This window comes from Pseudomonas oryzae (genome assembly GCF_900104805.1).
GTDB lineage: Bacteria > Pseudomonadota > Gammaproteobacteria > Pseudomonadales > Pseudomonadaceae > Geopseudomonas > Geopseudomonas oryzae.
Map to the genome: position 1 here is coordinate 2,281,795 of NZ_LT629751.1, position 12,548 is coordinate 2,294,342.

At 66.6% G+C, this 12,548-nt stretch carries 9 protein-coding genes; all 9 read right to left on the bottom strand.

The genetic code is table 11. From position 1 onward, the window contains the following. Positions 1 to 113 precede the first annotated feature (113 nt). Positions 114 to 1,070, bottom strand: a complete 957-nt coding sequence (locus BLT78_RS10125; protein WP_090348857.1) for an OmpA family protein — start codon at positions 1,068 to 1,070, stop codon at positions 114 to 116. A 307-nt stretch (positions 1,071 to 1,377) separates the two neighbouring features. Continuing rightward, complete coding sequence (gene ispD, locus BLT78_RS10130) at positions 1,378 to 2,082, bottom strand: 2-C-methyl-D-erythritol 4-phosphate cytidylyltransferase (RefSeq protein ID WP_090348858.1); 705 nt, start codon at positions 2,080 to 2,082, stop codon at positions 1,378 to 1,380. Then, positions 2,079 to 2,357, bottom strand: coding sequence for a cell division protein FtsB (gene ftsB, locus BLT78_RS10135; protein ID WP_090348859.1), 279 nt, complete (start codon positions 2,355 to 2,357; stop codon positions 2,079 to 2,081). Before ftsB ends, ispD begins: the two co-directional genes overlap by 4 nt. Positions 2,358 to 2,430: 73 nt before the next feature. Beyond that, a complete protein-coding gene (eno, locus tag BLT78_RS10140; protein WP_090348860.1) occupies positions 2,431 to 3,720 on the bottom strand; it encodes a phosphopyruvate hydratase in 1,290 nt (429 codons plus the stop codon). 129 nt (positions 3,721 to 3,849) lie between these two features. Next, entirely contained in the window at positions 3,850 to 4,695 is an 846-nt protein-coding gene (gene kdsA, locus BLT78_RS10145; RefSeq protein ID WP_090348861.1) for a 3-deoxy-8-phosphooctulonate synthase, read from the bottom strand. A gap of 3 nt (positions 4,696 to 4,698) precedes the next feature. Beyond that, positions 4,699 to 6,336 (bottom strand): CTP synthase, encoded by a 1,638-nt coding sequence (locus tag BLT78_RS10150; protein ID WP_090348862.1) that lies wholly within the window; start codon positions 6,334 to 6,336, stop codon positions 4,699 to 4,701. Positions 6,337 to 6,442: 106 nt separating this feature from the next. Beyond that, positions 6,443 to 7,756, bottom strand: a complete 1,314-nt coding sequence (tilS, locus tag BLT78_RS10155; RefSeq protein ID WP_090348863.1) for a tRNA lysidine(34) synthetase TilS — start codon at positions 7,754 to 7,756, stop codon at positions 6,443 to 6,445. 124 nt (positions 7,757 to 7,880) lie between these two features. Beyond that, entirely contained in the window at positions 7,881 to 8,831 is a 951-nt protein-coding gene (accA, locus tag BLT78_RS10160; RefSeq protein WP_090348864.1) for an acetyl-CoA carboxylase carboxyl transferase subunit alpha, read from the bottom strand. 119 nt (positions 8,832 to 8,950) lie between these two features. Next, a complete protein-coding gene (gene dnaE / locus BLT78_RS10165) occupies positions 8,951 to 12,469 on the bottom strand; it encodes a DNA polymerase III subunit alpha (protein ID WP_090348865.1) in 3,519 nt (1,172 codons plus the stop codon). Between the last annotated feature and the right edge of the window lie 79 nt (positions 12,470 to 12,548).

Consider the following 12,548-nt stretch of genomic DNA (forward strand, 5'->3'; position numbering starts at 1 on the left):
ATGCCACACCGATCTGCGGCAAAAACCACGCGATCGAGGCGGGCCGGCGGGACAGACAGACGCTGGGTACAGTCGCCTGTCCACCGGCTCTCGCCTCCGGCGTCAGCCTGCAATCAAGGGCTGTTCTGCGCCACCAGGGTGGAAAGGCTGTCGCGCAGGGTCAGGATGACCTCGACACGGCGGTTCTGGGCGCGGCCATTGGCGTTGTCGTTGCTCACCAGCGGCTTGTCCGCGCCGACGCCACGCAGCATCAGGCGATCATTCTTCAGGCCGCTCATGCGGAAGATCGAGGCCACCGACTGGGCGCGCTCCAGGCTGAGCTTGCGATTGCCTTCCGGATTGCCGCTGCTGTCGGCATGACCGAGGATCAGCACGGCATTCTGCGGGTCGGCGGCCACCATCTTGGCCACCCGGCTAAGTGGTCCGAGGGTGATCGGCATCAGCATGCTCGGGCGGTCCGGATTGAACGAGGAGTCGACCGGCGCCACCACCACCAGGATCTCGCCTCGGCGCTCGACCTGAAACTTGCTGCCGGCGACGGCTTCTTTCAGGCGTTTTTCGTTGTCATCCAGCCAGGCCGGGGTGACCTTGCGGGGCTCGACCTTCTTGGCGACCGGAGCGGCCTGAGCGGCCGTCTTCTTGCCGCCGAACGACCACCAGGAGCTTTCCTTTTCCTTGACGGCCTTCTGCTCGGCGACCTTGGTCTCGGACTTGGCGGCTGCCTGGGCGGGCTTGGCGCCCTTGTCATCCGCCGCCAGGCGCTCTTCCTTCTTGCTGCCGAACGACCACCAGGAGTTTTCCTTTTCCTTGACGGCCTTCTGCTCGGCGACCTTGACCTCGGGCTTGGCAGCCGCCTGGGCAGGCTTGGCGTCCTTGCCGGCAGCAGCCACGCTGGCGCCAGTCGCCTTGCCCTGCTGCCCGGCAGCCGGCTCCGACTTCTGGACCTGGGCTGCCGGCTTGTCCTTGGCGACGGGCGAGTCCTTGGCTAGCGGATCGGCCGGATCCGACTTGCCGGCGCAACCGGCCAGGGCAACGCAAACGAACAGAGCTGCAGGTTTGATGAGCGACATGATCAATTCCAGTTGAACAAAGCGAAAATCGGCCCGGGTCGGCGACCAGGAGCCACAAACGGAGCATGCCGGCGCCCGACAGGCCGCCGGCTGCTGAAAGCCGGCGGCATTGCTACAAGCATAGGCAGGCATGGGAAATCGACAGCGATGGTGCCGCAACGGCCCGAGCATGGCCAGCACTGCGGCCCGCCACAGGCCGCGCCGCAGACGCGCGGTCGATGCCCGGCAAGACGACTTCGGCAAAGTGAGACAGCCGCCGGGGCAAGAGGTTGCCGGGCCACCCGGGCCGGCGGCAGCTCCTCGCCGGTCAGCGGTCCCAGCGCTGCCGCAGCCACTCCAGATCCTCCGGACGGGTGATCTTCAGGTTGTCGGCACGCCCTTCCACCAGGCGCGGCGCCTGCCCGGCCCACTCCACGGCGGAGGCTTCATCGGTGATGGTCGCGTGCGACACCAGGGCATCGGCCAGGCTGCGATGCAACTGACCGAGACGGAACATCTGCGGGGTATAGGCCTGCCAGATCACGCTGCGGTCGATGGTCTCGCGCACCCGGCCGTCCCTGTCGGCACGCTTGAGGGTGTCGCGGGCCGGCACCGCGAGCAGTCCCCCCACAGGATCGTCGGCCAGCTCGCCGAGCAGCAGGTTGAGATCGGCGCGGCTGAGGTTCGGCCGGGCGGCATCGTGGACCAGCACCCAGTCGTCCTCGTGGGCGCCGAGGGTCAGCAGGTGCAGCAGGCCGTTCAACACCGAATCGGCACGCTCGCAGCCACCCGCCGCACGAGCGACGCGCGGGTCGCCGGAGCAGGCCAGGGTCGGCCAGTAGGGGTCGTCTTCGGCCAGGCACACCACCAGCCCCTTGAGGGTGGGATGACCGAGAAAACAGTCGAGGGTATGTTCGATCACCGTGCGCTCGCCGAGACGCAGGTACTGCTTGGGACGGTCGGCACGCATGCGCGCGCCCACCCCAGCGGCCGGAATGACGGCCCAGAATGCGGGGAGAGGAGTCAGGCTCATTGGCTCAGCTGATACAGGGTTTCGCCTTCCTTGACCATGCCCAGCTCATGGCGGGCACGTTCCTCGACGGTTTCCATACCGCGCTTGAGTTCGGCCACTTCGGCCTCGAGAATGCGGTTGCGCTCCTGCAGCTGCTCGTTCTCGCTCTTCTGCTCGGCTATCCGCTCCAGCAACTGGCGACTCTGGGTGATGCTGCCGTCGCCGTACCACAGACGATACTGCAGGCCGCCGAGGACCAGCAGGAGAACTAGGAACAGCCAGTGGGCCTTTTGCATCCTGGTCTGCCCTCCAAGTGCGATTGGCGTTGCCGGCCGGCTGCGCGCAGGCAGCCCGGCCGGTAACTACAGCTTAGCCGCGGAACTCGGCGCGGCCCTTGTACGGAGCCTTGGCGCCCAGTTGCTCTTCGATACGCAGCAGCTGGTTGTACTTGGACACGCGGTCGGAACGGCACAGCGAGCCGGTCTTGATCTGGCCGGCAGCGGTACCCACGGCCAGGTCGGCGATGGTGCTGTCCTCGGTCTCGCCGGAGCGGTGCGAGATCACCGCGGTGAAGCCGGCGGCCTTGGCCATCTGGATGGCTTCCAGGGTCTCGGTCAGCGAGCCGATCTGGTTGAACTTGATCAGGATCGAGTTGCCGATCGACTCCTCGATGCCGCGCTTGAGGATCTTGGTGTTGGTCACGAACAGGTCGTCGCCGACCAGTTGCACCTTCTCGCCGATCTTGTCGGTCAGCACCTTCCAGCCAGCCCAGTCGGACTCGTCCATGCCGTCCTCGATGGAGATGATCGGGTAGCGCTGGGTCAGGCCGGCCAGGTAGTCGGCGAAACCTTCGGCGTCGAACACCTTGCCCTCGCCTTCCAGATCGTACTTGCCGTCCTTGAAGAACTCGGAGGAAGCGCAGTCCAGGGCCAGGGTGACGTCCTCGCCCAGCTTGTAGCCGGCGTTGGCCACGGCTTCGGCGATGGCGGCCAGGGCGTCCTCATTGGAGGCCAGGTTGGGGGCGAAGCCACCCTCGTCACCCACGGCGGTGTTCAGGCCACGGGCCTTCAGCACGGCTTTCAGGTGATGGAAGATCTCGGCGCCCATGCGCAGGGCGTCGGCGAAGCTCTTGGCGCCGACCGGCTGGACCATGAACTCCTGGATGTCGACGTTGTTGTCGGCATGCTCGCCGCCGTTGATGATGTTCATCATCGGCACCGGCATGGAGTAGACGCCCGGAGTGCCGTTCAGGTCGGCGATGTGTGCGTACAGCGGCACGCCCTTGGCCTGGGCGGCAGCCTTGGCGGCAGCCAGCGACACGGCGAGGATGGCGTTGGCGCCCAGCTTGGCCTTGTTCTCGGTGCCGTCCAGCTCGATCATCGCCTGGTCCAGCGCCTTCTGCTCGGCCGGATCCTTGCCCAGCAGCAGATCGCGGATCGGGCCGTTGATGTTGGCCACGGCCTTCAGCACGCCCTTGCCCAGGTAACGGCTCTTGTCGCCATCACGCAGTTCCAGCGCTTCGCGCGAACCGGTGGAGGCACCGGACGGCGCGCAGGCGCTACCGATGATGCCGTTATCAAGAATCACATCGGCTTCAACGGTCGGGTTACCGCGGGAATCCAGGACCTCACGGCCTTTGATGTCGACGATTTTTGCCATTGCTGGTAGCACTCCAGAGGGTTGACGTACAGGTGACCGCGGCCGGGCTTGCGCCCGCTCCGCCATCACTGGAAGAAACGAGACCGGCGCCCGCTCGGGGCGCCGCTACTTTACCGGAACGGCTCTGCCTCAGGCAGTCGCGATCGGCGGGAAACTCTTGACCAGGTCATCCAGTGCCTTGAGCTGGGCAAGGAACGGCTCAAGCTTGTCCAGGCGCAGCGCGCACGGGCCGTCGCACTTGGCCTGGTCCGGATCCGGATGGGCCTCGAGGAACAGGCCGGCCAGCCCCTGACTCATGCCGGCCTTGGCCAGATCGGTGACCTGGGCGCGGCGGCCGCCGGCGGAGTCGGTGCGCCCGCCCGGCATCTGCAGGGCGTGGGTCACGTCGAAGAACACCGGGTAGTCGAACGACTTCATGATGCCGAAGCCGAGCATGTCGACGACCAGGTTGTTGTAGCCGAACGAGGAGCCCCGCTCGCAGAGGATCAACTGGTCGTTGCCCGCTTCCTCGCACTTGTTGAGGATGTGCTTCATCTCCTGCGGGGCGAGGAACTGGGCCTTCTTGATGTTGATCACCGCGCCGGTTTTGGCCATCGCCACCACCAGGTCGGTCTGCCGCGACAGGAAGGCCGGCAGCTGGATGATGTCGCACACCTCGGCCACCGGCGCCGCCTGGTAGGGCTCGTGCACGTCGGTGATCACCGGCACGCCGAAGGTCTTCTTCACCTCTTCGAAGATCTTCATGCCCTCCTCCAGGCCCGGACCGCGGAAGGAGGTGATCGACGAGCGGTTGGCCTTGTCAAAGCTGGCCTTGAACACGTAGGGGATGCCGAGCTTCTCGGTGACCCGCACGTACTCCTCGCAGACCTTCAGGGCCAGATCGCGCGATTCCAGCACGTTCATGCCGCCGAACAGCACGAACGGCAGCTCGTTGCCGATCTGGATGTCGCCGACGCGGATGATCTTCTGCGCCATAGCTCAGGCCTTCTTGTTCAGTGCGTGCTGCTGGAGCGCGGCATTGACGAAACCACTGAACAGCGGATGGCCGTCGCGCGGGGTGGAGGTGAACTCCGGGTGGAACTGGCAGGCGACGAACCACGGATGATTCGGCGCCTCGACCACTTCCACCAGCGCGCCGTCGCCGGAGCGACCGCTGACACGCAGACCGGCTTCCTGCAACTGCGGCAGGAGGTTGTTGTTGACCTCGTAGCGGTGACGATGACGCTCTACGATCACGTCCTTGCCGTAGCAGGCATGCACCAGCGATTCGCGCTCGAGCTGGCACTCCTGACCACCCAGGCGCATAGTACCGCCCAGGTCGGAGCCTTCGCTGCGCTGCTCGACGGCGCCGGTGGCGTCCTGCCACTCGGTGATCAGGCCGACCACCGGATGAGTGGAGGAATGATCGAACTCGGTGGAGTTGGCGTCCTTCCAGCCCAGCACGTTGCGGGCGTACTCGATCACCGCCACCTGCATGCCCAGGCAGATGCCCAGGTAGGGAATCTTGTTCTCGCGGGCATACTGCACCGCGGTGATCTTGCCTTCCACGCCGCGCAGACCGAAGCCGCCCGGCACCAGGATGGCATCGACCCCCTCGAGCAGACCGGTGCCCTGGTTCTCGATGTCTTCCGAATCGATGTAGCGCAGGTTGACCTTGGTGCGGCTCTGGATGCCAGCGTGGCCCATCGCCTCGATCAGCGACTTGTAGGCGTCCAGCAGCTCCATGTACTTGCCGACCATGGCGATGGTGACTTCGTGCTCGGGGTTGAGCTTGGCGTCGACCACGCGATCCCATTCCGAGAGGTCGGCAGGACCGCAGTCGAGGCCGAAACGCTCGACGACGATCTCGTCCAGCCCCTGGGCGTGCAGCACCGCCGGAATCTTGTAGATGGTGTCGACGTCTTCCAGACTGATCACCGCACGCTCTTCGACGTTGGTGAACAGGGCGATCTTGCGCCGCGAGGACAGATCGACCGGGTGGTCGGAGCGGCAGATCAGCACGTCCGGCTGCAGACCGATGGAGCGCAGCTCCTTCACCGAGTGCTGGGTCGGCTTGGTCTTGGTCTCGCCGGCGGTGGCGATGTACGGCACCAGGGTCAGGTGCATCAGCATGGCGCGCTTGGCGCCGACTTCGACGCGCAGCTGGCGGATCGCCTCGAGGAACGGCTGCGACTCGATGTCGCCGACGGTACCGCCGATCTCCACCAGGGCCACGTCGGCATCGCCGGCGCCCTTGATGATGCGACGCTTGATCTCGTCGGTGATGTGCGGGATCACCTGCACGGTGGCGCCCAGGTAGTCGCCACGGCGCTCCTTGCGCAGCACGTCCATGTAGACGCGGCCGGTGGTGAAGTTGTTGTTCTGGGTCATGGTGGTGCGGATGAACCGCTCGTAATGGCCCAGATCGAGGTCGGTTTCCGCGCCGTCATGGGTGACGAACACCTCACCATGCTGGAAGGGGCTCATGGTCCCCGGATCGACGTTGATGTAGGGGTCGAGCTTGAGCATGGTGACCTTCAGTCCCCGCGCCTCCAGGATTGCCGCCAAGGAAGCCGAGGCGATGCCTTTCCCCAAAGAAGAAACAACACCACCCGTGACGAAGATGTAGCGCGTCATGAATAACCCTAGAAGTCTGCGTTGAGGCGGTCGGCACCGCCGGAGAATGCGAAGGGAGGCAGAAAGCCTCTTGAAGACGGGAGCATAGTTTACGCGAAAGGCCCTTTCAGCTCAAACCCGCGCCGCCCGTCGGCCCCTCCCAGCACAGCTGCAACGGCGTCCCGCTCAGCCGCAACTGCGGCAGATTGGCCACGGCGAGCAGCCGCTCGCCGGCGTAGAGCAGCGGCAGACGGCCACGCACGAAGGACGGCACCCCGTTCTCCTGCAGCACACGCTTGAGGTCCCGGTGCCCGCGCCCGGCCAGCGCGAGCACTTCACCGCCCAGGCGATAGCGGATCTGCAACTCCCGGACGGGCGACACGCCCTCCAGCCAGACCCGGCCGTTGCCGGGCAGCGTCAGCGGCCGCAGCGGATCGCTCCACACCAGCGCCCCGGGTGCCGGCGCCCGCAGCCAGTCGCCACTCAGCCACCACAGCCGCCCGCCGGCACGGCGCAGCTCGCCTCCCGCCAGACGCCAGCGCGGCGCAGCGTCCTCACCAGCGTCGCGCAGCGCCTCCCAGCCCGCCCAGTGTTCGCGTTCGGGCGGCAAGGACAGGCCGCGCAGCCAGTGGCGCAGGGCATTGCGCTGACGCGCCACGCTCAGCGCCCGCAAGGGCGCCAGCGCCAGGGACGGCAGCGCCAACCAGGACGGATCGGCCGACGTGCTCGCCGCCACCAGATCCAGCTCGGCCAGCTCGCCGAGCAGGCCATCGGCCTCGGCCAACTGCTCGGCATCGCGCGCCAGCACCGCGACGGCAGCAGGCCAGTGCCGGACCAGACGCGGCAGGATCTCGTGACGGAGGAAGTTGCGCGACAGACGAGTGTCCCGATTGCTCGGATCCTCGATCCAGGTCAGTTGCTCGCGGCGCGCCCAGACCTCCAGCTCGCCACGCGAGACGCCGAGCAGCGGGCGCAGCAGATGCCCGGCACCCAGCGACCGACTGGCCGGCATGGCGGCCAGCCCGCGCACACCGGCGCCGCGCAGCAGGCGCAGCAGCAGGGTCTCGGCCTGATCGTCCTGGTGCTGGGCGGCCAGCAGTGCCTCGCCCTCGCCCAGCATGGCAGAGAACGCCGCGTAGCGCGCCTCGCGCGCCGCGCGCTCGAGACTGGCCCGACCATCGACCCGCACCTGCCTGACCTGCAGGGGAATCCCCAGAGCCTCGCACTGGGCGCGGCACAGCTCAACCCAGCTGTCGGCGACCGACTGCAGACCGTGATGGATGTGGATGGCACTTAGCGGCGGCAGCCGATGCCGAGTGCGCAGGCGCGCGAGCAGATGGAGGAGCACGGTGGAGTCGAGACCACCGGAGAAGGCGATTCGCCAAGCCGGCGCCTGGCGCCAGGCGTCGAGGGCTTGCAGCAGGCGGGATTCGAGGGACATGGCGACAGGCCTCCGCGACAGGGCTGTCCGGGCGGTATCCGGAGCCGCGCACGAGTGCGCTCCCCGGATACGCAACACCCCAGCGCAGAAGCTCCCGCGCCGCAGCGCGGGAGTCGGCGAGGCGTCAGACCGCGCCGTAGCTCATCAGGCGCTCGTAGCGACGCGCCAGCAGAGCCTTGGTGTCATGCTTGCCCAGCTCGTCGAGCTGCTTGAGCAGCGACTGACGGAGGGTGGCGGCCATGGCGGCGTGGTCGCTGTGGGCGCCGCCCAGCGGCTCGGCGATCACGGTATCGACGATACCCAGCTCCTTCAGGCGCTCGGCGGTGATACCCATCGCCTCGGCGGCTTCCGGCGCTTTCTCGGCGGTGCGCCAGAGGATCGAGGCGCAGCCTTCCGGCGAGATCACCGCGTAGGTGGAGTACTGCAGCATGTTCAGCTGGTCGCACACGCCAATGGCCAGCGCGCCGCCCGAACCGCCCTCGCCGATCACGGTAGCGATGATCGGCGTCTTCAGGCGCGCCATGACGCGCAGGTTCCAGGCGATCGCCTCGCTCTGGCCGCGCTCTTCGGCGTCGATGCCCGGGTAAGCGCCGGGGGTGTCGATGAAGGTCAGGATCGGCAGCTGGAAGCGTTCGGCCATTTCCATCAGGCGACAGGCCTTGCGATAGCCCTCAGGGCGCGGCATGCCGAAGTTGCGGCGCACCTTCTCGCGCACTTCGCGGCCCTTCTGGTGGCCGATGATCATCACCGGACGGTCGTCGAGACGCGCCACACCACCGACGATGGCGGCGTCGTCGGCGAAGTGGCGATCGCCGTGCAACTCGTCGAATTCGGTGAAGATGTGCTGGATGTAGTCCAGGGTGTACGGACGGCGCGGATGACGCGCCAGACGCGCGATCTGCCAGCTGGTCAGATTGCTGAAGATGCTCTGGGTCAGCGTCTTGGTCTTGTCCTGCAGGCGGGCAATCTCTTCGCTGATGTTCAGTTCGTTGTCATTGCCCACCATGCGCAGGCCTTCGATCTTGGCTTGCAGGTCGGCGATCGGCTGTTCGAAATCCAGATAATTCGGGTTCATGCAGGGATCCGTGGTGAGCGGGTTACTGTACGGCTCAGGGAACAAACGCCCGACTTTACGGGATCAGGCGTCGCGGGTCGAGCCTGCGCAATCACAAGGCCATGCCTTGGACCACGCTTTTAGCGATATTGCAGGAAGACGTTGTCGCGTCCGAACTGGTCACGCAAAGTCTGGATAAGGTTGTCGGTCGGGTCGATTCGCCATTGGTCGCCGAACTGCAGCAGGGCGCGCGCGTCCTGGCCGCGGTAGTCGAGGGTGATCGGGCAGGCGCCGCGGTGCTGGCCGCACAGATCGGCCAGCCAGCGCAACCGCTCGCCCGCCAGCTGACCGCCGTCGACGCGCATGCGCAGGCTCTCGGCCAGGCCGGTGCGCGCCTCCTCGAGACTCATCACCCTTTTCGCACGCAGGCGCAGGCCACCGGAGAAGTCATCCATGCTCACCTCGCCCTCGATCACCACTAGGGCGTCGGTCTGCAGCAGCGACTGCGCGGCGGCGAAGGCCTCGGCGAACAGCGAGGCCTCGATGCGCCCGGAGCGGTCATCGAGGGTGACGAAGCCCATCTTGTCGCCGCGCTTGTTCTTCATCACCCGCAGGTTGACGATCAGCCCGGCCACCGTCTGCGTCTCGCGCGCCGGGCGCAGGTCGACGATGCGCTGGCGGGCGAAGCGGCGCACCTCACCTTCGTACTCGTCGATCGGGTGGCCGGTCAGGTACAGGCCGAGGGTCTCCTTCTCGCCGCGCAGGCGCTCCTTGAGGGTCAGCTCGCGTACCTTGCGGTAGTTGGCGTAGACGTCCGCCTCCAGCTCGGCGAACAGCCCGCCGAACAGGTCCATGTGCCCGCTGTCGGCGCTGCGCGCGGTCTGCTCGGCGGCCTGTACCGCCTCCTCCATGGCCGCCAGCAGCACCGCGCGGTTGAGGTCGAGGCTGGCCTGGTAGGCCTTGGGTTCGTCGTGATAGTGCGGACCGAGGCGATCCAGCGCACCGCTGCGGATCAGCGCCTCGAGGGTACGCTTGTTGATGCGCTTGAGATCAACCCGCGCACAGAAGTCGAACAGATCCTTGAACGGCTCCGCGGCGCGCGCCTCGACGATGGCTTCGACCGGTCCTTCGCCGACGCCCTTGACCGCGCCGAGGCCGTAGACGATACGGCCGTCCTCGTTGACGGTGAACTTGAACTCGGAGACGTTGACGTCGGGGGCGTCGATGCGCAGCTTCATGCTGCGGCATTCCTCGATGAGGATGACCACCTTGTCGGTGTTGTGCATGTCCGCCGACAGCACCGCGGCCATGAACGGCGAGGGATAGTGGGTCTTCAGCCAGGCGGTCTGGTAGGAGACCAGGCCGTAGGCGGCCGAGTGCGACTTGTTGAAGCCGTAGCCGGCGAACTTCTCAACCAGATCGAAGATGTTGCCCGCCAGATCCCCACTGATGCCATTGCCGGCGCAGCCCTCGATGAAGCCGCCGCGCTGCTTGGCCATCTCCTCGGGCTTCTTCTTGCCCATGGCGCGGCGCAGCATGTCGGCGCCACCCAGGGTGTAGCCGGCCATCACCTGGGCGATCTGCATCACCTGCTCCTGGTACAGGATGATGCCGTAGGTGGGCTTGAGCACCGGCTCGAGGCCGGCGTACTGGTAGTCGGGGTGCGGGTAGGAGACCTCGGCGCGGCCGTGCTTGCGGTTGATGAAGTCGTCGACCATGCCCGACTGCAGCGGGCCGGGGCGGAACAGCGCCACCAGGGCGATGAGGTCTTCCAGACAGTCCGGCTTGAGCTTCTTGATCAGCTCCTTCATGCCGCGCGATTCGAGCTGGAACACCGCGGTGGTTTCGGCGCGCTGCAGCAGCTGGTAGGTCGGCTTATCGTCGAGCGGAATGAAGTCGATGTTGACCGGCGGCAGGCTCTTCTTCACCTGCTCGCGGTTGATGGTCTCCATCGCCCACTTGATGATGGTCAGGGTGCGCAGGCCGAGGAAGTCGAACTTGACCAGACCGGCAGCCTCGACGTCGTCCTTGTCGAACTGGGTCACCAGGCCACCGCCCTCCTCGTCGCAGGCGATCGGCGCAAAGTCGGTGAGCTTGGTCGGCGCGATCACCACGCCGCCGGCGTGCTTGCCGGTGCCGCGGGTGATGCCCTCGAGCTTGAGGGCCATGTCCCAGATCTCGCGGGCGTCCTCGTCGGCGGCGAGGAAGTCGCGCAGCGGCTCCTCCATCTCGTAGGCCTTGTCGAGGGTCATGCCGACCTCGAAGGGGATCATCTTCGACAGGCGGTCGGCCAGGCCGTAGGACTTGCCCTGCACCCGCGCCACGTCGCGCACCACCGCCTTGGCCGCCATCGAGCCGAAGGTGATGATCTGGCTCACCGCGTTGCGGCCGTACTTGTCGGCCACATAGTCGATCACCCGGTCGCGGCCGTCCATGCAGAAGTCGACGTCGAAGTCGGGCATGGAGATCCGCTCGGGGTTCAAGAAACGCTCGAACAGCAGATCGTAGGCCAGCGGATCGAGGTCGGTGATCTTCAGCACGTAGGCGACCAGGCTACCCGCACCCGAGCCGCGCCCCGGCCCCACCGGCACGCCGTTGTTCTTCGCCCACTGGATGAAGTCGGCAACGATCAGGAAGTAGCCGGGGAAGCCCATCTGGCTGATGGTGCCCAGCTCGAACTCCAGACGATCCACGTAGACCTGGCGCTTGGCCTCGTAGTCCGGGGTGTCCTTGGGCAGCAGCACCTCGAGGCGCTCCTCCAGCCCTTCGTAGGAGGCGTGGCGCAGGTAGTCGTCGATGCCCATGCCGTTGGGCGTCGGAAAGTCGGGCAGGAAGTACTTGCCGAGGCGCACGTCGATATTGCAGCGCCGGGCGATCTCGACCGTATTCTCCAGCGCCTCGGGCAGGTCGCTGAACAGCTCGGCCATCTCCGCCGGGGTCTTCAGGTATTGCTGGTCGGAATAGTTGCGCGGCCGCCGCGGGTCGTCGAGGGTGCGGCCCTCGCCGATGCACACGCGGGTCTCGTGGGCCTCGAAGTCGTCGGGCTTGAGGAAGCGCACGTCGTTGGTGGCCACCAGCGGCGCGTCGCAGCGGCTGGCCAGCTCGACCGCGGCGTGCAGGTATTCCTCGTCATTGACCCGGCTGGTGCGCTGCACCTCAAGGTAGAAACGCTCGGGGAATACCGCCTGCCACTCGCGCAGCAACGCCTCGGCCTCATCGGCATGACCGTTGAGCAGGGCCAGACCGACCTCGCCTTCCTTGGCCCCGGACAGGGCGATCAGCCCCGCGGCGGCTTCCTTCACCCAGTCGCGCTGGATGATCACCAGGCCGTTGAGCTGCCCCTCGGTCCAGCCGCGCGAGACCAGTTCGGTCAGGTTGCGATAACCCTGCTCGTCCATCGCCAGCAGGGTCAGGCGCGACAGCGGCGCATCCTCCCCGCGGCCGGCCAGCCACAGGTCGGCGCCGCAGATCGGCTTGATGCCGCCGCCCATGGCGGTCTTGTAGAACTTGACCAGCGCGCACATGTTGCTCATGTCGGTTACCGCCACCGCCGGCATGCCGGCTCCGGCGACCGCCTTGACCAGCGGTTTGACCCGTACCAGGCCGTCAACCAGGGAGTATTCGGTGTGCACACGCAGGTGGACGAAGGTGGCGGTCATGGCAATTCCGTGGACGCAGAAACAACTGTGCCCGGAATTGTACCGGGCCTTGGCGGGAGGTGCATGGCGAAGCGCGCGC